This is a genomic window from Halomonas sp. ABH4_019 (assembly GCF_056159885.1).
Genome location: NZ_JBSWWC010000003.1, coordinates 641,545 through 662,175 on the forward strand (window position 1 = coordinate 641,545; position 20,631 = coordinate 662,175).

Genomic DNA, 20,631 nt, shown 5'->3' on the forward strand with positions numbered 1-20,631 from the left:
TGGGTGAGGTATCGTGATTCACGGCGTGATGACGGTCTTGAGGGGGCGAGGGCGTCCGCCCTTGAGCTCGGCCAGGCGGCTTGGCAGGGCGTCGAAGCCGTCCACCTCGGGTGTCGGAAGGGTCAGGGTGCCGGCGGCGACGTCGGCCAGCAGCTCGCTGCCGGCCTGACGCAACTCGGCCCAGTCGGCGTCGCTGCCGGCCTGATGCAGGGCGCCGAGTGCGACCTCGTGCTGGGACAGGGCGCGGCCGAAGGCGGGCGCCGCGGCCTCCTCCAGCCGGTCCTGAACGCAGACCACATGGCCATTGGCGCCGATCAGATCGGTCATGCGATGGGCGTGATCGCCGTTTACCGTATCGATGACCGCGAACAGCGGTGTCGTCAGGGTCCGGGTATCCTCGAGGGTTTCCCTGGCCCCCAGTTCGCGCAGGGCAGCGTGGCGCCGCGCCGAGGCCATGCCGATGACATGGAAGCCGCGTCGCGCCGCGAGCTGGACCAGCCAGCGGCCGACGCTGCCGGAGGCACCGGCGATCAGCAGCCGCTTGCCGGGCTTGACGGGCAGTTTCTCGATGGCCTGCCAGGCGGTCAGGCCCGGGCAGGGAAAGGCCGCGGCGGAGGCCCAGTCGATGCCCACCGGCAGCGGGATGACCGCCCGGGCCGGTAGGCGCAGGTGGCTGGCGAAGGTACCGGGGCCGGCCAGGCTGGTATGCACCGCGATGCGGTCTCCCGGTGCGACCCGGGTGACGCCGGGGCCGCAGGCCAGCACCTCACCGGCGGCATCGACGCCGGGGATATGCCCCGGTTGCCAGAACGCGCTGTCCATGGCGATGAACTTCCAGTCCACCGGGTTGAGGCCGATGGCGCGGGTAGCGACGATCACCTCTCCGTCGCCGGGGGGCGCCAGGGGCAGGGTCTCGCGGGTCATGGCCTCGGGCTCGCCCGGCAGATGCCAGGTCCAGGCATCGACATGGTCGGGGAGGGCGGCGTGTTCGGTCGACATCGATGGTCTCCTTGCCGTGGGTGTCGCCGGCGCCTCGAAGGGCGTGACGACGTCTCGATCGCCGCAGAGTCTGCACCGACTTTTCTACCCGATAAATGCGGGTAAAATAGAAACACCTTTGCAAAACCCGACATAATAGGTGGCGCCTGGCGAGGAGGATCAGACTTGCAGAGCCGTACGGAAGATCTCGAGCTGCTCGTGGCGGTCGTCGACAGTGGTGGCTTCAGTGCGGCCGCTCGGCGGCTGGACATCCCGGTGGCGCGGGTATCGCGCGCCGTGCAGCGACTGGAGCGACAGCTCGATACGCCGCTGCTCAACCGCACGACCCGCAGCGTGACGCTGACCACGGAGGGGCGGGTGTTCGTCGAACAGGTCCGCGAGGGCCTGGGCCGACTCGCCGAGGCCGAGGAGGCCATGCGGCTGAGCCGAGAGCGCCCGAGCGGTCCGCTGCGCGTCGATGCCGCGACCCCCTTCATGCTGCATCAACTGGTGCCGCTGATCGGGGGGTTCAGGGACTGCTATCCCGGGATCGAGCTGGAGCTCTCCGCCTCGGAAGACATCATCAACCTGCTCGAGCAGCGCACCGACGTGGCGATTCGCATCGGCGGCCTGGAGGATTCCACCCTGCACGCCCGGTCGCTGGGGCGCTCGCCGCTGCAGCTGGTGGCCAGTCCACGGTATCTGGAGCGCCACGGCGTGCCGGTGAGCCCTGCGGCGTTGCGCGACCACCGGCTGCTGGGGTTTCTCAACGCCGATAGCCTCAACCACTGGCCGGTGGAGGGGCTCTCCCGCCAGGGTGCCAACATCCAGTCCCAGTTGAGCACGTCGAGCGGCGAGGTGATGCGACAACTGTGCCTGGCCGGCGAGGGCATCGCCTGCCTGTCGCGCTTCATGATCCATGAGGACCTCACCCAGGGGCGGCTGGTCGGCCTGATGGCGGATCGCCTCATCAGCCCCAATCCTCGCGAGCAGATCCGGGCGGTCTTCTACCGCAACACGGCGCTATCGGCGCGGATCGGCGCCTTCCTCGACTATGTGGCGCCGCGGCTGCGGCTGTAGTCCGGCCACCGGGAAAACGGGATGAGGAATGTTGAGCGTGCGTTCAAAAACCGCTAGCCTCGGCTCCCGGATCCGGTACTCCAACGGTCAAACCGCTTGCTCCGTTCCGCGAGGCAGGCGCTAGGCCGGCGGTCTTACCGAGAATGTTCTGCAAGGAGACGCTTCATGTCAGTCGATACCCTGCTGACCCCGCTACGTCTTGGCGAGCTTACCCTGCCCAATCGCGTCCTGATGGCGCCGCTGACCCGCGCCCGGACGCCGGACGGTGTGCCCGGCGAACTGCAACAGGCCTACTACGGCCAGCGGGCCGGCGCCGGGCTGATCATCAGCGAGGCCACCAATATCTCGCCGACCGCACGCGGCTATGCCTATACGCCGGGCATCTGGAGCGATGCCCAGGAGGCAGGCTGGCGGGGCGTCGTCCAGGCGGTGCATGCCCGGGGCGGCCGCATGGCACTGCAACTCTGGCACGTCGGCCGGGTGTCCCATGAGTGGGTACAGCCGGAGGGTCAGGCCCCGGTGGCGCCCAGCGCACTCAAGGCCGAGGGGGCGGAGTGCTTCGTCGAGTTCCCCGATGGCAGCGCCGGCCGTCACCCCACCAGCCGGCCGCGTGCGCTGGAGCGGGAGGAGTTGCCGGGCATCGTCGAGGACTATCGCCAGGCGGCGGTTCGCGCCGACCGGGCCGGCTTCGACATGGTCGAGGTCCACGCGGCTAACGGCTATCTGCTCAACCAGTTCCTGGCCACCGGCAGCAACCATCGCAGCGATGACTACGGCGGCTCGTTGGAGAACCGGGCGCGTTTTCCGCTGGAGGTCATCGACGCCGTGGCGGAGGTGATGGGGCCGCAGCGGGTCGGTGTCCGCCTGACCCCCTTCATCGAGCTCTTCGGCCTCAGCGACGACGAGTCGGAAGCCATGGCCTTCTACATGGCGGAACAGCTGTCGCGCCGCGGCATCGCCTATCTGCACCTGAACGAACCCGACTGGGCGGGCGGCGAGATTCACTTTACCGATGCCTTTCGTCGCGCCATGCGCGAGCGGTTCGCCGGGAGCCTGATCTTCTGCGGCCACTATGATGCCGAGCGTGGCACCCGGATCATCGAGGCGGGCATCGCCGATGCCGTGGCCATCGGGCGGCCCTACATCGCCAACCCCGATCTGGTCGAGCGGATCCGCACCGGGGCGGCCTGGAATGCGCCCGAGCCCGAGACCTTCTACGGCGGCGGCCCCGAGGGCTATACCGACTACCCCTTTCTCGATAACGGCCACGATCGCCTCGCGCCGTCGTCCTGACGTTGTTGCCCCGGGGCCCGAGTACCGCGGGCCTCGGGGCATGAGGTCGGCTTGATTTTATAGACAGGCGGTCTATATTAAGTGGCATGACGCAATCGAACCCTCCCCCCAGGCCCCGACGCGGCCGACCGCCCAAGGTGCCCCGCGATGACCCCGATACCCGGGCGGCGCTGATCCGCAGCGGCGTCGAGGTGCTTACCGAACAAGGCTTCGCCGTGTCCGGCATCGACGGCATCCTCAAGCGCGTCGGCGTGCCCAAGGGGTCCTTCTATTACTACTTCGACAGCAAGGAGGCCTTCGGGCGTGCCGTGATGGAGCATTACGGCGCCTACTTCGCGGCCAAGCTCGACCGCCACCTGCGGGACGCCTCGCGCCCCCCGCTGAGCCGGCTCGCGGCCTTCGTCGAAGACGCCAAGGCGGGGATGGCCCGCCACGACTTCCGCCGTGGCTGCCTGGTGGGCAACCTGGGCCAGGAAGCCGGCGGTCTGCCGGAGGGCTACCGGCGGTGGCTGCGGGACACCCTCGACGATTGGCAGCGTCGCCTGGCGCGCTGCCTGCGCGAGGCCCGGGCCGAGGGCGAGCTGGCCGAGCAGGCCGACTGCGACAGGCTTGCCGAGGCCTTCTGGATCGGCTGGGAAGGGGCGGTGATGCGTGCCCGCCTGGAAGGCGGAGCGCGCCCGCTGGAGGTATTTATCACCACGTACCTGGAAGGGCTTCCGCGCTCGTCTTGATCCCTCGAGATGAGGCGCGGGCGATGACGGATGGTGTTTTGTAGACGATCGGTCTAAAAGTGAGGTGCACGATGTTCAAGGCGATTCTGATCGACCAGCAGGACGAGCGGCAGCGGACCGCACTGACCACCCTGGATGAGGCGCGGCTGCCGGAGGGCGATGTCACCGTCCGGGTCGCCTGCAGTACGCTGAACTACAAGGATGCCCTGGCGATCACCGGCAAGGGGCCGGTGGTGCGACAGTTTCCCATGGTGCCGGGGATCGACCTGGCGGGCACGGTCGAGGATTCCCGCTGCGTCGACTATGCACCGGGAGACACCGTGCTGCTCAACGGCTGGGGCGTCGGCGAGCAGCACTGGGGCGGCCTGGCCGAAAAGGCCCGTCTGGAGGGGCGATGGTTGATTCCCCATCCCGCCGCCTTCAGCGCGCACCAGTCCATGGCCATCGGCACCGCGGGCTATACCGCCATGCTGTCGGTCATGGCGCTGGAGCGTCAGGGCGTCACCCCGGACCAGGGCGAAATACTGGTGACCGGTGCCAGCGGCGGCGTGGGCAGCTACGCCATCGCCCTGCTGGCCAAGCTGGGCTATGCGGTCGTGGCCTCCACCGGACGGCTCGAGGAAGCCGATTACCTCGAGAGGCTCGGGGCCCGTGAGGTGATCGACCGCCGGGAACTCGCCGAGCCGGGCCGCCCGCTGGCCAGGGAGCGCTGGGCGGGAGCGGTCGACTCGGTGGGCAGCCACACCCTGGCCAACGTGCTGGCCGCGACCCGTCGCGGCGGGGCGGTGGCGGCCTGCGGGCTGGCTCAGGGCATGGAGCTGCCCGCCAGCGTCGCGCCCTTTATCCTGCGTGGGGTGACCCTGGCGGGGGTCGACAGCGTGATGCGCCCACGTGAGGATCGACTCGAGGCCTGGCGTCGTCTCGGCGACCTGCTGGTGCCCGAGCAGCTGGATGCCATCACTCGGACGATCGGCCTGGAAGACGCCATCGACGAAGCCGACGCACTGTTGGCGGGACGCATTCGCGGCCGCCTGGTGGTGGACATGGCGCGCTGAGTGGCATCGGCAAGGCACGCCAAGGTGCCTCGCCGTCTGGGGAGTGGTGACCGGCGTCAGCTCAGCACCGACTCCAGTCGGCCGCGCAGCGTCTCGGCGGATTCGTTGCCGTCGAGGGAGATGCGGTAGAAGCGCTCGTCGGTGCCGGCCATCTCGGAGAGCAGCGAGCCGAGCCCGGTGGCCCGGGTGTCGCGCTGCACCAGCAGGTCCAGGCCGCCGCCGGTGGAGGGCAGGAAGGCCAGCTCCGCCTCGTCGAGGTGGCCGAAGCGGCTGCCGGGCGAGGGCTTGAACTCGAACTCCTGCAGGCAGCCGGTGGCCGGGTTCTTGCGCGAGAGCTCCAGCGGCGCGCCGGTCATCACGAAGCCCAGTTGTTCCATGGCCTCGAAGGCGGCGCGGTGTACCTTGCCGGGCAGGATGCGCAGCGGATCCTTGTCCCGGGGGTCCAGGGCCATGGCGATGTCGGCGCGGGTGGCCACCCAGGTCTTGGGATGCTGGCGGCCCACCGACAGCGGCGACAGCAGCGGCAGCGTCAGCTCGAAGGGAATCCGCTTCTGCTCGCCGGCGCCGATGGTCATGGCGCCGCAGACCTCGGTGGAGGCCCAGGCATGGCCGATCCTGACCTTCTTGTCGTCGATCTCCTTGATCGCCTCGCTGGCCAGGTCCAGCACCAGGGCGTCCAGGTCCTGGGCGACCTCGCCGCCCTGGATCACCACCTCGCCCTTGAGTGGGCCGCCGGCTTCGGCGGCGTCGCCTTCCAGCAGGGTATCCACGCGGGCGTTGCCGATGCCTACGGCGGCCATGAGCTTGTCGAACATCCTCGGTGTCCTCGTGCGTGATGGGTGTGAGTCATACGTCCCGCCGTCATCCTGCCGGTGAGCGACGACGCCGACAAGCCTCGCCCTGGCATTCGTGCCCGCTACCCGGCATGCTGACCACCATGAGCGTCGATCTTCTCGCCCTCGGACGCAGCGTCGAGCGTTCCTATCCCCTCGACTGTCTGAGCGACACCCATGACCACCATCAGCTGCTGATCGGCCTCGACGGCCGCGTGGACGTCGAGGTCGAAGGGCATGGCGGCGCCATGGCGCCGGGCGGCGCCTGCCTGATCCCCGCCGCGGCGACGCACCATTATCTGGGGCTCGATGCCGACAACCGCTGCCGGGTGCTGGACCTGCCGGTCGGCGATGGGCCGCTCGACGCGCTGTTCGAGCGTATCCGCTTTCTGCGCCTGGCGCCTGAAGAGGCCCGGGGGCTTGGCGACGAGGCCCTGCTGTCACGCCTCGGCGCGGCGCCGCCCTGGCGCGGGCCGCGGCTGAACATGGCGCGATTGACGCGGCTGGTGCAGGGCGAGCCGGCCGCAGCCTGGAATCTGGCACGCCTGGCCGCGGCCGCCCGGCTCTCCGAGCGGCAACTGCGCCGCAGCCTCTCCGCGGTGACCGGCCAGACGCCCTGGCAGTGGCTGCAGGCCCAGCGGCTGGCTCGGGCCGAGCAGTGGCTGGCCGGCGGCGACGCGTCGATCACCGCGATCGCCCTGGCCTGTGGCTTCGCCGATGGGGCCCAGTTCAGCCGCCACTTCCGCCGACACTTCGGGATGACGCCGAGCGCCTTCCGTCGCCGGCGCTGATGGCCGAAATCGACAAGCCCTCGCCGGGCGCAGGCGTCACACTGCCGGCTCACCCTCCGAGCGGAGTATCGAGATGTCGTCCGTATCCCCCGGCGAGGCGCGCCGCGCCACCCTGTGGGGCGCCAGCACCGTCCTCAGCTGGGCCACTCTGGCGCTGTTCACCCAATGGGCCGGCCCGGTGCCACCCTTCCTGCTCACCGCGCTGTGTTTCGGCCTGGCCGGTGGCCTGGCGCTGCTGGTGTTCCTGGCCCGCGGCGAGGGGCGGGCGCTGGCCGAGGCCTTCCGCCAGCCGCCGGCGGGCTGGCTGCTGGGCGTCGGCGGGCTGTTCGGCTATCACCTCTGCTACTTCATCGCCCAGCAGAATGCGCCGGCGGCCAACGCCGGGCTGATCAGCTACCTGTGGCCGCTGTTGATCGTGATCCTGGCCGGCTGGCTACTGCCCGGCGAGCGGCTGCGCGGCATCCATCTGCTGGGCGGCGCCTGCGGCTTCCTGGGGGCGGCGCTGCTGGTGGGGCCCGACGGACTCGACTGGGCGGGGGAATACACCTTCGGTTACCTGGCGGCGCTGCTGGCGGCGTTCCTGTGGAGCGGCTATTCGGTGGCCTCGCGATTGCTGGCGCGCATTCCCACCACCGCGGTGGCCTGGAACTGCCTCGGCGCCGCGGCGCTGGCGCTCGCCTGCCATCTGGCCTGGGAGCCCGTGGGCTGGCCGGAAGGCGCCAACCCGTGGGCGGTCCTGGCCCTGGGGCTGGGCCCGGTGGGCAGCGCCTTCTTCACCTGGGATCTGGGCATGAAACGCGGCCATGTGCGCCTGCTGGGGCTCTTGTCCTACGCCACGCCGCTGTGCTCGACCCTGGTGCTGATCGCCGCCGGCCTGGCGACGGCCAGCCCGACGCTGCTGCTGGCCGCGCTGCTGATCTGCGGCGGGGCGCTGATCGGCAGCGGCCGAGTGGGCTGGCCGCGCCAGAGGCGCAAGGAAGAGGGCGCCCAGCGTTGAGCCGTGGCGTCGCCCGGGCGCGGGGCGTACACTCGATGCGCCTGCCCCGATCATGGTTGACGCCGAAACGTTATGAAGATCAGTCCCCTGCCTCCCCTGAACAGTCTGGTGGCCTTCGAGTCGGCGGCCCGCCACCTCAGCTTCACGCTGGCGGCCGAGGAGCTGCACGTGACGCAGGGTGCCATCAGTCGACAGGTGCGAAGCCTTGAGAACTACCTTGGCAAGCCGCTTTTCGAGCGCGCTAATCGCAGCGTCAAACTAACGGCCATGGGATATCGCTACGCCCAGGCGGTTCGCCAGTCGTTAGTGGATATTGCGGGTATCACCGACGAGGTGCGTAGCTGGCAGGGCATGCATCAGCTCACCGTGGCCACCACCAGTGCCATGGCGTCGCTGTGGTTACTGCCCAAGATCGCCGAGTTCCAGCGTGAGCACGATGACATCGAGCTGCGTATCGTCACCATTGAGCAGCTCCGCGACCTGGCGCGCGTGGAGTGCGACGTCGCGCTTTTCTACTGCCGCACCCCCCCTCCCGCGATGCAGGCCACCACGCTCTTCCACGAGGAGGCCTTCCCGGTGTGCAGCCCCCGCTACCTGGAGCAGTTCGGGCCCTTCTCGGGGCCTGAGGCGCTGCTCGACTGCACCCTGCTGTCGTTGGAGGATGCCGATCAGGACTGGATGAGCTGGAAGCAGTGGTTCACCGAGGTCGGCGTGATCGCACGCCCTCCGCGACGCCGGCTGAACATCAACAGCTACTCGATGCTGGTGCAGGCGGCGATGATGGACCAGGGGGTGGCGCTGGGCTGGAGCCAGCTGGTGGACGACTATCTGGAACGTGGCCAGCTGGTGCGGCCAGTAGAGACGGTGTTGCGTACCCCGGCGCGCTTCTACCTGCTCGAGCGCGGCGAGGCGCCGTCGCACCGCCGGGGGGTCAAGGCCTTCCGGGAGTGGTTGCTCGAGACCATCCCTAGGGAAGTGGGCGAATTGGGATTGATTTGAGTGGGTGAGAGTGGTCGGCGACACATGAGGGGAGCTCTTCCCGACCCGCTTGACGACAAGGACCCGGTGGCTGCCGGGTCCTCGAATACATGCTGTCAGTTCAGCCAGTCTGTCTCCAAGGGATAGCGGGATAGCGGCTCGCAGCCGTTCCGGGTGATCAGCACCTGCTCCTCCAGCTTGACGCCTTCCTGGCCGTTCGGCGCGCCGATATAGCTCTCGACACAGACGGTCATGTGCTCCTCGAACACGCCATCGTAGCCGCTACTCGACCAGTCCGGCCCTGGGTGGGCGATGGCCGGATACTCATCGGCCAGTCCCACGCCGTGGGCCACGCAGCAATAGCGGTTGGGGTGGTACTCGGTGGGAATCAGCCAGCTTTTCTCCGAAAATTCCCGGAAGCCGAGCCCGGGCCGCAGCAGCGCCATGTTGTGCTGGAGCTGCTCGTAGGCAAGGAGATACAGACGGCGCTGCGCGTCGCTCGGCGGGCCATGGTCGACGGTCCAGGTCCGCGAGATATCTGCACAGTAGCCGTAGGGACCGATCAGGTCGGTATCGAAGGCGATCAGCTCGCCCTCCTGCATCACCCGGTCGCTGCACTCCTGCATCCAGGGGTTAGTGCGCGGCCCGGAGGCGAGAAGCCGCGTCTCCAGCCATTCACCGCCATGGCGAACGTTCTCGAAGTGCAGCCAAGCCCAGAGCTCGTTTTCCGTCAGGCCCGGTCGAAGCTCATCGTGCATGCGCTGGATACCTCGCTCGGCTACGCGGATCGTCCAGCGGATCAGCTCGAGCTCCTCGGCCGACTTGATGGCGCGGGCCTGTTCCATCAGGGGCTGGCCCTGGATCAGGCCGATACTTTCGGCGGTAAGGGCCGCTGCACCCTGCGGATCGAGTCGGTCCACGGCCAGGCGTGGGCGGTCGCCGCCGTGATGGCGCAGCAGGTCGGCGATCTCGGCCGCCCATTGACGCGCCTTCGCTTCGACCCTTGGGCCAGCCCCGAAGTAGGCCCAGTTGATGGCCCCGCGGACCTCGTCGATGGTCTCTAGGTGCGCGCAGAGGTGTTCACAGTTATGGAACTCCCAGAGAATCACCGGGCCCTCGGCGAAGATCAGCGCATACCGCGAGGGGTTGTGGGCGGTCCAGACCTGCATGTTGGAGGCGTCGGTGGCGTAGCGGATGTTGACCGGATCGTAGAGCAGCAAGGCGGGTATGCCGTGCCGCCTCAGCTGGTCCTGGACGCGAGATAGTCGATAGTGACGTGCCGCCTCCAGGGTGGTCGCAGAGATGGGATCCTTGAGGGGAGTGGGGCCTCCTGCGAGGAGGGGATGGGACGCATCGGCGGGGGGCATGACTATTCCTCGATATGGCAGGGCCCCGGCCGTTGCCGTGCCCCTGTCGTTGGGTTGGGCGACTCGGGCCTCAGGTTTCGAGGACCGGCTCGGCTCGCTCGCCCCCGGCCCGTGCCGGCGAGAGGGCGGCCCGCCCGCTGTGATGATCCAGGTCGGCGTCGGACGGACGCGCCTGGGGCGGCAGCATGGCGGCGGCCATGGGCTCCCGGCGCATGGTGCGGTAGAGGCTCAGGGTCATCACCAGGATGAAGACGGCGATCGGCAGTCCGGCGATGATCGAGGCGGTCTGGATCGTCTTGAGGCCGCCGGCATAGAGCAGGGAGCCGGCAATGCAGCCGATCACCAGGCCCCAGATCACGCGGATCGGCTGAGGTGGCTCGGGGCTGCCGACGCTGTCCAGGGTGCACAGCACCAGGGTGCCGGAGTCCGCCGAGGTGATGAAGTAGGTGGCCAGCAGCAGCACCGCCAGGATCGACAGCACGCTGCCCAGCAGTCCCGGGTCCAGGGCATCGAAGAGGGTGAACAGCGCCAGGGTGGTGTCCTCCTGGGTGGCCTTCAGCACCTCTCCGCCGGCGAAGTCGACATCGCTCGCTACCGTCCCCTCGGCCACGGCCTGCTCATGGACCTGACGCGCCTGTTGCTCCTCGAACAGGGCGCTGCCGCCGAACACCGACATCCACACGAAGGTCACCAGGGTCGGCACCAGCAGGGCGCCGCCGATCAGCTCGCGGATGGTACGTCCCCGGGAGATGCGGGCGATGAACATGCCGACGAACGGCGCCCAGGTCATCCACCAGGGCCAGTAGAAGGCGGTCCACCAGTTCTGCCAGCCGCTGTCGGCGTTGGCATCGCTCCACAGGCTCATTCCGATCAGGTGGTCGGCGTAGTCGCCGGTGCTCTGCAGCAGAGTGTTGAGGATGTAGCGGGTGGGGCCGATGGCCAGCACGATGGCGACGATGACCAGCGACAGCAGCATGTTCCACTCGGAGAGTCGGCGGATGCCGCGGCCCACCCCGGACATCACCGAGGCGATGGCGAACAGCGTGATCACGGCGATCATGGTCAGCTGGACGCCGATGCCGTTCTCCACGCCGAAGACGGTGTGCAACCCGCTGTTCATCTGGATCACCCCCAAGCCCAGCGACTGGGAGACGCCGAAGGCGGTGATCGCCACGGTGAGGATGTCGACGGTATGGCCGATGGGGCCGTAGATGCGCTCGCCGATGAAGGGGTAGAGGATCGAGCGCAGGGTCAGTGGCAGTCCCTTGCGGTAGGAGAAGTAGGCCAGCGCCAGGGCCACGATGATGAACATCGCCCAGGGGTGCAGGCCCCAGTGGAAGAAGGTCAGGCGCATCGCCATGCCGGCGGCCGCATCGCTCATGCCGTCGGTGAAGGGGTTGTCGGCGTAGTGCCACATCGGCTCGGCCACCGACCAGAAGATCAGGCCGATGCCCATGCCGCCAGAGAACAGCATGCTGACCCAGGAGACGAAGCTGAACTCGGGACGCTCGTCGTCCTTGCCCAGGCGGATATGGCCGAAGCGGCTGATCATCAGGTAGAGCAGGAAGGCCAGCACGCTGCTGACCAGCCCGAGATAGAACCACTTGGCATTGTCGAGGACGACCGTCGACACCTCCTGGAAGATGACGCCCGCCCGTTCGGCGAGCACGGCGCAGAAGATCACGAAGCCGATGACTAGTACCTTCGAGGCGATGGTCACCGTGGGGTTGAGGCCCTTGAGCAGGCCACTGGATGAGCGCATGGCGTCTCTCTCGCGTTGTTATTGGACAATCGGATGTCGGGGGGATGGGGCCGGGTGGCCCGCTGCGCAGACTGGGCGGTGCGGGAGGGGCGAGCAACCCATTTTTTGTCATCAACGCATGAGAATTTCTCATTCCATGGAGAGGCAATAACGCCAGCTTTATGCACAGTTAATCAAAGGATAAAGCGGCTTTATGCAGTTATCCATTCGTCTAATAAATGACTTTTTATCATGATTTGATGCTGAATCATCGATTGTCGCCGTGTCGCGGCGCTCCCAGACTCGCCTCCACCAGCCGGAACCCCCGGTAGGGCCATAACAGACCAAGACCCGCCCGTGTCCCGTGAGGAGGCCAAGATGACCGACCCGACCCAATCCCTGATTCCCGCTCAGCAGCTCGACGATGTGCTCGCCCCGATCGCCGAGGCCACCGGCATGCCCAACGCCGCCTATGTCAGCGATGCCTTCTTCGCCGCCGAGCGCGACCGCCTGATGGCCAGCACCTGGGCCTGCGTAGGATTTGCCAGCGACCTGATCAAGCACGGCTACGTCAAGCCGGTCGACTTCATGGGCCTGCCGCTGGTGATGATGCGCAACAAGGACGGCGAGACCCAAGTCTTCCATAACGTCTGCAGCCACCGCGGCATGCAACTGATCGCCGAGGAAGGCGAGGTGCAAGGGGTGATCCGCTGCCCCTACCACTCCTGGACCTACGATCTCGACGGCAACCTCAAGGGCACCCCGCACATCGGCGGCGTCGGCCAGCACAAGGTCGAGGGCTTCAAGTGCGAGAAGCACGGCCTCAAGCCGGTACGCAGCGCAGTGTGGATGGACATGGTGTTCGTCAATCTGGACGGCCAGGCTCCCGACTTCGCCGACCACGTGGCGCCCCTGGAGAGCCGCTGGCGCGACTTCATCGGCACCGAGGGCTTTGGCCTGCTGCGTCGCGTCAACATGGGCGGCAACCTGGAGATCACCGTCAATTGCAACTGGAAGCTGGCGGTGGAGAACTACTGCGAGAGCTATCACCTGCCCTGGGTGCACCCCAGCCTGAACAGCTACTCGCGCCTCGAGGATCACTACAACATCCAGTTCGGCGAGCATTTCTCCGGTCAGGGCAGCCTGGCCTATCGGCTCTCCAACGTGGCCGGCACCCGGTTGCCCAAGTTCCCGTCCTGGCCCCAGGACAAGCTCGAGCACGCCGAGTACATCTCCTTCTTCCCCAACGTGCTGCTGGGGATCCAGGCCGACCATGCCTTCGCCATGATGCTGGAGCCGGTCTCCGCCAACCAGACCGTCGAACACCTGCGGGTCTACTACGTCGGCGACGAGGCGACCCAGGACGCCTACGCCGCCTGCCGCACCTCGACCCTGGAGTCCTGGCGGGTGGTGTTCGGCGAGGACATTGGTGCCGTGGAAGGCATGCAGCGCGGTCGCAAGTCGCCGGGCTTCCAGGGCGGCGTCTTCTCGCCGGTGCTGGATCACCCGACCCACTTCTTCCACCAGTGGGTGGCGCGTCGCGTGCGCGGCGATGCCGAGGCCGCTTGAATCTCAGGCTTGTTCCGAGAAGGTCTGGTCCGAAACGTTGCTAACTGGAGTGCCCCGATGAGCACGCTCGATCGCTACTACAACTATATCGACGGCGCCTGGGTCGGCGCCGACGGCTACCTCGCCGTCGATGACCCGGCCACCGGTGAAGTCTACGCCGAGATCGCCGAGGCCAGCCTGGCCGATGCCGATGCCGCCATGGCCGCGGCCCGGCGCTGTGTGAATGCCGGTTCGCTGAGTTCAGTGCGCCCGGCCCAGCGCGTGACCTGGCTGCTGGCCATCGCCGAGGAAATCAAGGCGTTGACCGAAGAGGCCGCTCTGGTGCTGTGCCGAGAGAACGGCAAGTCCCTGGAAGTTGCCCGCGGCGAGTTCGAGGAGTCCGCCCGCTACTTCGAGTACTACGCCGGCATGGCCGACAAGATCGAAGGCACTTCGATCCCGCTGGGCGACGACTACGTCGACTTCACCAGCTATGAACCCATGGGCGTCTCGGTGCAGATCGTGCCCTGGAACTTTCCGCCGTCGATCTGCGCCCGCTCCCTGGCCCCGGCCCTGGCCGCCGGCAACGCCGTGGTGATCAAGTCGCCTGAAATCTCGCCGCTGGCGATGACCTTCCTGATGACCGCCTGCGAGCGAGCCGGCCTGCCGAAGGGCGCCGTCAACCTGCTCTGCGGCAAGGGCTCGGTGGTCGGCTCCCACCTGGTCAAGCACCGCGATGCCAACCAGATCGTCTTCACCGGTTCGGTGCCCACCGGTCAGCGTATTCTGCGCGACGCCGCCGAGCGCGCCACCCCCAGCGTGATGGAGCTGGGGGGCAAGTCCGCGGGCATCGTGCATGCCGATGCCGACATCGATCAGGTGCTCGAGAGCATCCAGGCGGGGATCTTCTTCAACGCCGGTCAGGTCTGTTCGGCCATGTCGCGACTGCTGGTGCATCGCTCGCGCTATGACGAGGTCATCGCCCGAGCCCGGGCGCTGGCCGAGGGGCTGTCCATCGGCCCGGGGGTCGAGAATCCGGACCTGACGCCGCTGGTCTCCCGGGATCAGCTCGAACAGGTCGAGGGCATGTGTCGTCGCGCTATCGAGGCCGGGGCCACCTGCGTTACGGGCGGTGAAAGAGTGGCTGGGGTGAAGGGCTACTTTATGCAGCCGACGCTGTTCACCGACGTGGCCGTGGATAGCGAGCTCTTCCAGGAAGAAGTCTTCGGTCCGGTGCTGGTGATCCATCCCTTCGATACCGAGGACGAGGCCGTCGAACTGGCCAACGGCACCGAGTTCGGCCTGGTGGCCGGGGTCTTCGACACCCGTCTTGACCGGGCCCTGCGCACCGCCCGCCGCCTGCGCGGCGGCCAGGTGTTCATCAACGAGTGGTTCGCCGGTGGGGTGGAGACGCCCTTCGGCGGGGTCGGTCTCTCCGGCTTCGGCCGCGAGAAGGGGCAGGAGGCGCTCTACAGCTACGTCCAGACCCGCAACATCGCCGTGCGCATCAAGGGCGTGTGAAGGAGGTTCAGATGAAGAAGTGGCTGTGCATCATCTGCGGTCTCGTCTACGACGAGGCCGAGGGCTGGCCGAGCGATGGCATTCCTCCCGGCACCCGCTGGGAGGATGTCCCGGACGACTGGATCTGCCCGGACTGCGGCGTGGGCAAGGAAGATTTCGAGATGCTCGAGATCACCGATGACGCGCCCGCCCAGGCTCCGGCGGCGGGTCCCGCCCCGCTGGCCGATGCCGTGGCCGCTGTCGCACCGGCCACTGGAGCGCCGGCCGCCGCAACGCCGGACGGGCCGCTGGTGATCATCGGCAGCGGCCATGCCGGCTACGGGCTGGCCGAGGCGGTGCGTGGCTGTGACGCCGAGCGCGAGATCCACGTGGTGACTGCCGACGATGGTGGCTTGTACTCCAAGCCGGCGCTGTCCAACGCCTTCGCTCTGGGCAAGGATGCCGAGGCGTTGCTCGACGAATCGGCGCTGTCGATCGAGCGCCGTCTGAACATTCGGGTGCATGCCTTCTGCCCGGTGGAGCGCATCGACGCCGAGGCCAAACGCCTCGTCACCCGACTCGGCGAACTGGACTACGGGCAGCTCGTGCTCGCCACCGGCGCGAGCCCGATCCGCATCCCGGTGGAGGGTGAGGCAGGCGCGCTGCTCTCGGTCAACGATCGCGGCGACTATGCCGCCATGCGCGAGCGCCTCGACACCCTCGGCCGTGCGGCGCGGGTGGTGATCATCGGCGACGGCCTGATCGGCTGTGAGTTCGCCAATGACCTGGCCCAGGCGGGCCATAAGGTCGAGGTGGTGGGGCTGGCCGAACGCCCGCTGCCGCGGTTGCTGCCGGAGGCGGGCAGCGAGGTCCTGCGCGAAGCGCTCTCGCGGCTTGGCGTGAACTGGCACCTGTCGCGCTCGTTGGCCAGCGTGGCCGCCGAGGACGGCGGCTACCGGTTGACGCTCACCGATGACCGCGAGCTGTCGGCGGACCTGGTCGTCAGCGCCGTGGGACTCGCGCCCAACACCGCGCTCGCCAGTGCGGCCGGTATCGACTGCGGTCGGGGCATTCGCGTTGATGATCACCTCATGACGTCGTTCCCAGGCGTCTATGCCCTGGGCGACGCCGTGGAGATCGACGGCCAGCTGCTGCCCTACCTGGCGCCGATCAACGCCGGGCTGCGCGCTCTGGCGGCGACCCTCACGGGCACCCCGACGCCGGTCAGTTACCCGGTGATGCCGGTGATGGTCAAGACCCCGGTAGCTCCAGTCTGCGCGGTGGTGCCGCCGGCCGACGCCCAGGTGAGCTGGCACGTCAGCGCTACCGACGATGGCGTCGAAGCCGCCGGCTACGACGCCGCAGGCCGGTTGATCGGCTTCGCGCTGGTCGGCGACGCGGCCATGGCGCGGCGCAGTGACTGGGTGAAGGCCTGTGGCCAGGCCCAGGCCGCCTGAGGCTGGACAAGAACTGGCTGCGCTCGATCATACGGCGTTAAAAAACGGCTCAAACTGCTCATTTACATACCACGTAAATTCAGCATTTTCGCCGATTTTTGCCTTGCCTGATCATCGCTCGCCGAGTTCTTGTAGCGAGCCTTCCAGCAGCGCTACATGACTACATGCGGCGCCCGTCGGGCGCCGCCTACTCTCGAACCACCGGCCTGGCCGGTGATGACGTCGCGTTTCGGTGCGGCGGAGGTGAAGAATGTCACAAGCAACCCTTCCTCGTGACGACAAGTGCAATGGTTGGTATCAGCTGCTCGATGACCCGAGGCCGGCTCGTCGACTGAATGCTTGCGAGAGCGCCGACTGGCTGGTGATCGGTGCCGGCTTCACCGGGCTGGCCGCGGCCCGCCGCGTCGCCGAGCTGCGGCCCGGCGATCGTGTGGTGGTGCTGGAGGCCTTACGGGTGGGGCAGGGGGCCTCCGGGCGCAATACCGGTTTCGTCATCGACCTGCCCCACAAGCGTGACCTCGAGGGCGATGACCTGGAACGCAAGCACAAGCTGCTGTCGCTCAACCGGGCCGCGATCAACGACCTAGAGGCCCTGGTATCGGGACACGGCATCGACTGCGGCTGGTCCCGTGCCGGCAAGTACCAGGGCGCGGTGGGCGAGCGCGGCCTCAAGTACCTCGACCACTACGAGCGCCTGCTCCAGGAATTCGACTACCCCTACCGTCGGCTGGGTCGCGACGAGCTGGCGCCGATCCTCGGCACCCGGCACTACGCTTCGGCCATCTATACCGCCAACACCGCGCTGATGCAGCCCGCCGCCCTGGTGCGTGGGCTTGGCGAGAGTCTGCCGGACAACGCCGAGCTCTACGAGCACACCCCGGTAGTGAGCCTGACCCGCTCGGGTGGGCAATGGTGCGCCACTACGCCGGAGGGCGAGGTACGTGCCAAGAACCTGCTGCTCGGCTCCAACATCTATTCCCGGGAGTTCGGTTTCCTCAAGCACCGGGTGCTGCCGGTGATGACCTTCGCCAGCATGACCCGGGCGCTGACGGACGACGAGATGGCGCTGTTCTCCACCGCGCCTCACCATTTCGGGCTGACGCCCGCCGACCATGCCGGCACCACGCTGCGACTGACCCCGGATCGGCGGCTGATCGTGCGCAACCAGTACCGTTTCGTGCCGCGCTATCACGACAATCTGGCCGAACGCACCCGCATTCGCCAGGGGCACCGCCAGTCCTTTGAGGCTCGTTACCCGACACTGTCTCATGTGCCGTTCGAGGCTACCTGGGGCGGGGCCTGCGGGCTGTCGCGCAACTACACGGCCTTCTTCGGCAGGGTAGGCGACAACGCCTGGATGTCCGGCGTCCACCAGAGCGTCGGCGCGGCGCGGGGCACCATCTCCGGCAAGCTGCTGCCGGAACTGGCCACCGGCCAGGACTCCAGTCAGCTCGCCGACATGCTGGCGGTGTCCGGCAAGCCGGCGCTCAATCCCCCGGAGCCATTTTTGAGCCTCGGCGTGAAGACCCGGATGAAGCAGGCGGCCTGGGCCAGCCGCAGCGAACTCTAAGCTGAAACGGTCTGCGCTCGGCAACGTTTCAGAGACCGCGCCGGCAGAGTGGCGGATACGCTGACGCTTATCCGTCCTTTGCTCCTTTTGATCAGATCCAAGCAAGGACCACCATGAGCGATACCCCCATCCGCGCCATCAAGTTCGATCATCGCGATACCACCTTCCGCCACCGCGGAGGTCCGCCCGGGCACGCCGAGATCGGCCGTACCGTGGACACCGCCCTGAGCGAGACCATGGGCGCCGGCTTCGCCCGCTGGGAAGGGGCCGAGGTGGCCTGGAAGGTGCTCTACGACGAGGTGATCTTCGTCATCGAGGGCGAGCTCGAGGTCACCGCCGCCGGGGAGACCCATCGCGTCACCCAGGGCCAGATGCTGTGGATTCCCGAAGGCACCGAGCTGGTCTACGGCGGCCAGGCGCTGTTCGGCTACGCCCTCTATCCGGGTAACTGGAAGGCCCTCAACGGTCTGGAGTAACCGACCTGACGACAGCCGCCCATGGGGGCCGCACAGTGTATGCGGGGGGAGTCGCCTCAGGCTGGCCGGGTCACGTAGCGGGTCTCGAGATAGGCCTCGAGCCCGGCGCGGCCCAGCTCGCGGCCGATGCCGCTGCCCTTCATGCCGCCCCAGCCGAGCCCCGGCGGGGCCACCTGGTAGGTGTTGCACCAGACGTTGCCGGCGGTGAGGCGCGAGGCGATGGCCTCGGCACGCTCGTGACTGCCGGCCACCACGGTGGCGGCCAGCCCGTAGTCGCTGTCGTTGGCCAAGGCCACCGCCTCGTCGTCGTCGCGGACGGCCCGCGCGCACAGCACCGGCCCGAAGATCTCCTCGCGCCACAGCCGGCTCGTGGCCGGCACGTCGCGGTATACCCGCGGGGCGACGAAGTGGCCCTGGTCGGGCAGGGCGAGTGCCGCTGCGGTGGGCACGAGGCCCTCGGCCTCGGCTTCCGCCAGGTAGGCGTTCACTCGGTCGCGTTGCTTGGCGTTGACCAGCGGGCCCAGGGTGGTGGCCGCGTTCTGCGGGTCGCCGGCCACCAGCGCGGCGATGGCCGCGTCGAGCCTGTCGTGCAGGGCCTCGGCGACGCCCTCGTGGACCAGCAGCCGAGAGGTGGCCGAGCACATCTGGCCGGCGTTGTAGCAGAAGCCGGCCATGACCAGCGCCGCCGCCAGGTCCGGGTCGGCGTCCTCGGCGACGATGATCGGCGACTTGCCGCCGAGCTCCAGCGAGACGTTGCGCGTGCCCCGGGCGGCGGCGGCCATCACCGCCTCGCCGACCGGGTTGCTGCCGGTGAAGGACAGCTTGTCGACGCCGGGGTGGGCGGCCAGCGGTGCGCCGACGTTGGCGCCGTCGCCGTGCACCAGGTTGAAGACCCCGGGCGGCAGCTCGATGGCCTCGGCGATCTCGGCCAGCGCCTGCTCGGGCAGCGGGGTGACCTCGGAGGGCTTGAACACCACCGTGCAGCCGGCGGCCAGCGCCGGGGCCAGCTTCCAGGCGCTGCTGACGAGCGGAAAGTTCCAGGGCGTGATCAGCCCGGCCACGCCCGCGGGGTCGTGGTAGCGGCGCGACACCAGCCCCGCCTCGCCGGTGGCCACGACCTCGCCCTGGCGGCCGTCCAGCGCCCGGGCCTCCTCGGCATAGTGGCGGTAGCAGGCGATGGCGTCACTCAGGTCCTGCTCGGCCTCGGCTTTCGGCTTGCCGTTGTTGCGGCTGGACAGCGCCTCGAGCTCGCCGCGCCGTGCGGCCAGGGCGTCGGCGAAGGCGTCCAGGGTGTCGCCGCGCGCCGCTCCGCCCAGCGCCCGCCAGCCGGGCAGGGCGCGGCGGGCGGCGGCCACGGCGGCGTTCACGTCCTCGGGGGCACCGGCGGTGACCTCGGCGATCGGCGTCTCGCGGTAGGGGTCGGTGACCGGCAGTTGTCGGGTGCCGTGGCTCGCCACCCAGCGGTTGTCGATGAAATGGTGGGTCAGTGCTTGCATGGGGCGGTCTCGTCTCGACGCAGGGGCAGCCAGCGGTGGCGGGTCGGCTGCATGCCGGGGAAGTGGCGTTCCACCTGGCGCAGCACCAGGGTCAGCACCACGGTCATGGCCAGGTAGATGCCGGCGATCAGCATCAGCGGCTCGTAGACCAGGAAGGTCTCGTCGCGAATGATGTTGGCGGCCTGCAGCAGGTCCATCAGGGCGATGGTGGACACCAGCGGCACCGACTTGAGCAGCAGGATCATCTCGCCGGTCAGGGTCGGCAGGCATAGCTGGACGGCCCGCGGCAGCCACAGGCGGAAGAACACCTGGACGGGCCCCATGCCGAAGGCGCGGCCCGCTTCGCGCTCGCCGTGGGGCACGCTGAGCAGGGCACCGCGTAGCACCTCGCCGGAGTAGGCGCCGACGCTCAGGATGAAGGTCAGGGCCCCGTAGAAGAACGGGTCGCGCAGCAGCGGCCAGATCGCGCTGTCCTGCACGCCGGGGATGCCCTCCAGCAGCCGGCCGACGCCGTAGTAGAAGAAGAACAGCTGCACCAGCAGCGGGGTGCCACGGATCACCGTGGTGAAGCCCTTGGCCAGCATGGCCAGCGGGCGTGGGCCCTTGAGGCGGGCGATGGCCACCGCCACGGCCAGCGCCAGGCCGCCGATGGCGGAGACCGCGAGCAGCCACAGGGTGTTGACGAAGCCTTCAATCAGGTACTCCTGATAGAAGCCGTCCTGGAGCCAGGAAAAGTCCAT

The 20,631-nt window shown here is 68.3% G+C and carries 18 protein-coding genes and 1 pseudogene; 13 read left to right on the top strand and 6 right to left on the bottom strand.

The features are described 5' to 3' along the window. Window positions 1–18 precede the first annotated feature (18 nt). Window positions 19–999, bottom strand: coding sequence for an alcohol dehydrogenase catalytic domain-containing protein (locus ACXAFN_RS15405; protein ID WP_474990014.1), 981 nt, complete (start codon window positions 997–999; stop codon window positions 19–21). Window positions 1,000–1,164: 165 nt separating this feature from the next. Here ACXAFN_RS15405 and ACXAFN_RS15410 point away from each other — a divergent pair, with 165 nt between their 5' ends. The 4 genes from ACXAFN_RS15410 to acuI all read left to right on the top strand — a co-directional run bounded on the left by ACXAFN_RS15410 (window position 1,165) and on the right by acuI (window position 5,137). Then, entirely contained in the window at window positions 1,165–2,058 is an 894-nt protein-coding gene (locus ACXAFN_RS15410) for a LysR substrate-binding domain-containing protein (protein ID WP_474990016.1), read from the top strand. Window positions 2,059–2,223: 165 nt separating this feature from the next. Continuing rightward, window positions 2,224–3,351, top strand: coding sequence for an alkene reductase (locus tag ACXAFN_RS15415; RefSeq protein WP_474990018.1), 1,128 nt, complete (start codon window positions 2,224–2,226; stop codon window positions 3,349–3,351). A gap of 86 nt (window positions 3,352–3,437) precedes the next feature. Next, the gene (acuR, locus tag ACXAFN_RS15420; protein ID WP_474990020.1) at window positions 3,438–4,082 is read left to right on the top strand and encodes an acrylate utilization transcriptional regulator AcuR; all 645 of its coding nucleotides are present in this window, start codon (window positions 3,438–3,440) and stop codon (window positions 4,080–4,082) included. A gap of 71 nt (window positions 4,083–4,153) precedes the next feature. Then, complete coding sequence (acuI, locus tag ACXAFN_RS15425; protein WP_474990022.1) at window positions 4,154–5,137, top strand: acrylyl-CoA reductase (NADPH); 984 nt, start codon at window positions 4,154–4,156, stop codon at window positions 5,135–5,137. 56 nt (window positions 5,138–5,193) lie between these two features. Here acuI and ACXAFN_RS15430 read toward each other — a convergent pair whose 3' ends face one another. Continuing rightward, complete coding sequence (locus ACXAFN_RS15430) at window positions 5,194–5,952, bottom strand: sporulation protein (protein ID WP_474990024.1); 759 nt, start codon at window positions 5,950–5,952, stop codon at window positions 5,194–5,196. Window positions 5,953–6,062: 110 nt separating this feature from the next. On the opposite strand from ACXAFN_RS15430, the gene ACXAFN_RS15435 reads away from it, so the two are divergent. The 3 genes from ACXAFN_RS15435 (at window position 6,063) to gcvA (ending at window position 8,757) form a co-directional block, all read left to right on the top strand. Continuing rightward, window positions 6,063–6,761 carry a helix-turn-helix transcriptional regulator gene (locus ACXAFN_RS15435; protein ID WP_474990026.1) on the top strand — a complete coding sequence of 233 codons (699 nt, stop codon included), beginning with the start codon at window positions 6,063–6,065 and terminating at the stop codon, window positions 6,759–6,761. 73 nt (window positions 6,762–6,834) lie between these two features. Then, window positions 6,835–7,758 (top strand): aromatic amino acid exporter YddG, encoded by a 924-nt coding sequence (gene yddG / locus ACXAFN_RS15440; protein WP_474990028.1) that lies wholly within the window; start codon window positions 6,835–6,837, stop codon window positions 7,756–7,758. A 72-nt stretch (window positions 7,759–7,830) separates the two neighbouring features. After that, window positions 7,831–8,757, top strand: coding sequence for a transcriptional regulator GcvA (gene gcvA / locus ACXAFN_RS15445; protein WP_474990030.1), 927 nt, complete (start codon window positions 7,831–7,833; stop codon window positions 8,755–8,757). 95 nt (window positions 8,758–8,852) lie between these two features. Here the strand turns inward: gcvA and ACXAFN_RS15450 are convergent, their stop codons facing one another. Together ACXAFN_RS15450 and ACXAFN_RS15455 are read right to left on the bottom strand one after the other, a co-directional pair. After that, the gene (locus ACXAFN_RS15450; protein ID WP_474990032.1) at window positions 8,853–10,103 is read right to left on the bottom strand and encodes a M24 family metallopeptidase; all 1,251 of its coding nucleotides are present in this window, start codon (window positions 10,101–10,103) and stop codon (window positions 8,853–8,855) included. A 70-nt stretch (window positions 10,104–10,173) separates the two neighbouring features. Next, window positions 10,174–11,865 carry a BCCT family transporter gene (locus ACXAFN_RS15455; protein ID WP_474990034.1) on the bottom strand — a complete coding sequence of 564 codons (1,692 nt, stop codon included), beginning with the start codon at window positions 11,863–11,865 and terminating at the stop codon, window positions 10,174–10,176. 357 nt (window positions 11,866–12,222) lie between these two features. On the opposite strand from ACXAFN_RS15455, the gene ACXAFN_RS15460 reads away from it, so the two are divergent. The 6 genes and pseudogenes from ACXAFN_RS15460 to ACXAFN_RS15485 all read left to right on the top strand — a co-directional run bounded on the left by ACXAFN_RS15460 (window position 12,223) and on the right by ACXAFN_RS15485 (window position 18,395). Then, on the top strand, window positions 12,223–13,413 hold the full coding sequence (locus tag ACXAFN_RS15460; protein ID WP_474990036.1) for an aromatic ring-hydroxylating oxygenase subunit alpha: 1,191 nt from the start codon (window positions 12,223–12,225) through the stop codon (window positions 13,411–13,413). Between the two features lie 57 nt (window positions 13,414–13,470). Beyond that, window positions 13,471–14,913, top strand: coding sequence for an aldehyde dehydrogenase family protein (locus tag ACXAFN_RS15465; RefSeq protein ID WP_474990038.1), 1,443 nt, complete (start codon window positions 13,471–13,473; stop codon window positions 14,911–14,913). An 11-nt stretch (window positions 14,914–14,924) separates the two neighbouring features. Then, a pseudogene (locus ACXAFN_RS15470) lies at window positions 14,925–15,086 on the top strand (rubredoxin); the annotation flags it as partial. Then, window positions 15,075–16,349, top strand: a complete 1,275-nt coding sequence (locus ACXAFN_RS15475; RefSeq protein WP_474990168.1) for an FAD-dependent oxidoreductase — start codon at window positions 15,075–15,077, stop codon at window positions 16,347–16,349. The pseudogene ACXAFN_RS15470 and the gene ACXAFN_RS15475, both read left to right, overlap by 12 nt. 250 nt (window positions 16,350–16,599) lie before the next feature. After that, entirely contained in the window at window positions 16,600–17,919 is a 1,320-nt protein-coding gene (locus ACXAFN_RS15480) for an NAD(P)/FAD-dependent oxidoreductase (RefSeq protein ID WP_474990040.1), read from the top strand. Window positions 17,920–18,032: 113 nt separating this feature from the next. After that, window positions 18,033–18,395 carry a cupin domain-containing protein gene (locus ACXAFN_RS15485; protein ID WP_474990042.1) on the top strand — a complete coding sequence of 121 codons (363 nt, stop codon included), beginning with the start codon at window positions 18,033–18,035 and terminating at the stop codon, window positions 18,393–18,395. Window positions 18,396–18,451: 56 nt separating this feature from the next. On the opposite strand, the gene ACXAFN_RS15490 is transcribed toward ACXAFN_RS15485, so the two are convergent. Both ACXAFN_RS15490 and ACXAFN_RS15495 read right to left on the bottom strand, forming a co-directional pair. Next, window positions 18,452–19,891 carry an aldehyde dehydrogenase family protein gene (locus ACXAFN_RS15490; RefSeq protein WP_474990044.1) on the bottom strand — a complete coding sequence of 480 codons (1,440 nt, stop codon included), beginning with the start codon at window positions 19,889–19,891 and terminating at the stop codon, window positions 18,452–18,454. Then, entirely contained in the window at window positions 19,879–20,631 is a 753-nt protein-coding gene (locus ACXAFN_RS15495) for an ABC transporter permease (RefSeq protein WP_474990046.1), read from the bottom strand. The genes ACXAFN_RS15490 and ACXAFN_RS15495 overlap by 13 nt, the downstream gene beginning before the upstream one ends.

Excerpts from the sequence above, each read along its gene's own strand:
- ACXAFN_RS15405 (WP_474990014.1), bottom strand. The coding sequence starts at position 999 with ATGTCGACCGAACACGCCGCCCTCCCCGACCATGTCGATGCCTGGACC.
- ACXAFN_RS15415 (WP_474990018.1), top strand. The coding sequence starts at position 2,224 with ATGTCAGTCGATACCCTGCTGACCCCGCTACGTCTTGGCGAGCTTACC.
- acuR (WP_474990020.1), top strand. The coding sequence starts at position 3,438 with ATGACGCAATCGAACCCTCCCCCCAGGCCCCGACGCGGCCGACCGCCC.
- acuI (WP_474990022.1), top strand. The coding sequence starts at position 4,154 with ATGTTCAAGGCGATTCTGATCGACCAGCAGGACGAGCGGCAGCGGACC.
- ACXAFN_RS15430 (WP_474990024.1), bottom strand. The coding sequence starts at position 5,952 with ATGTTCGACAAGCTCATGGCCGCCGTAGGCATCGGCAACGCCCGCGTG.
- ACXAFN_RS15435 (WP_474990026.1), top strand. The coding sequence starts at position 6,063 with ATGCTGACCACCATGAGCGTCGATCTTCTCGCCCTCGGACGCAGCGTC.
- yddG (WP_474990028.1), top strand. The coding sequence starts at position 6,835 with ATGTCGTCCGTATCCCCCGGCGAGGCGCGCCGCGCCACCCTGTGGGGC.
- gcvA (WP_474990030.1), top strand. The coding sequence starts at position 7,831 with ATGAAGATCAGTCCCCTGCCTCCCCTGAACAGTCTGGTGGCCTTCGAG.
- ACXAFN_RS15450 (WP_474990032.1), bottom strand. The coding sequence starts at position 10,103 with ATGCCCCCCGCCGATGCGTCCCATCCCCTCCTCGCAGGAGGCCCCACT.
- ACXAFN_RS15455 (WP_474990034.1), bottom strand. The coding sequence starts at position 11,865 with ATGCGCTCATCCAGTGGCCTGCTCAAGGGCCTCAACCCCACGGTGACC.
- ACXAFN_RS15460 (WP_474990036.1), top strand. The coding sequence starts at position 12,223 with ATGACCGACCCGACCCAATCCCTGATTCCCGCTCAGCAGCTCGACGAT.
- ACXAFN_RS15465 (WP_474990038.1), top strand. The coding sequence starts at position 13,471 with ATGAGCACGCTCGATCGCTACTACAACTATATCGACGGCGCCTGGGTC.
- ACXAFN_RS15475 (WP_474990168.1), top strand. The coding sequence starts at position 15,075 with ATGCTCGAGATCACCGATGACGCGCCCGCCCAGGCTCCGGCGGCGGGT.
- ACXAFN_RS15480 (WP_474990040.1), top strand. The coding sequence starts at position 16,600 with ATGTCACAAGCAACCCTTCCTCGTGACGACAAGTGCAATGGTTGGTAT.
- ACXAFN_RS15485 (WP_474990042.1), top strand. The coding sequence starts at position 18,033 with ATGAGCGATACCCCCATCCGCGCCATCAAGTTCGATCATCGCGATACC.
- ACXAFN_RS15490 (WP_474990044.1), bottom strand. The coding sequence starts at position 19,891 with ATGCAAGCACTGACCCACCATTTCATCGACAACCGCTGGGTGGCGAGC.
- ACXAFN_RS15495 (WP_474990046.1), bottom strand. The coding sequence starts at position 20,631 with ATGGACTTTTCCTGGCTCCAGGACGGCTTCTATCAGGAGTACCTGATT.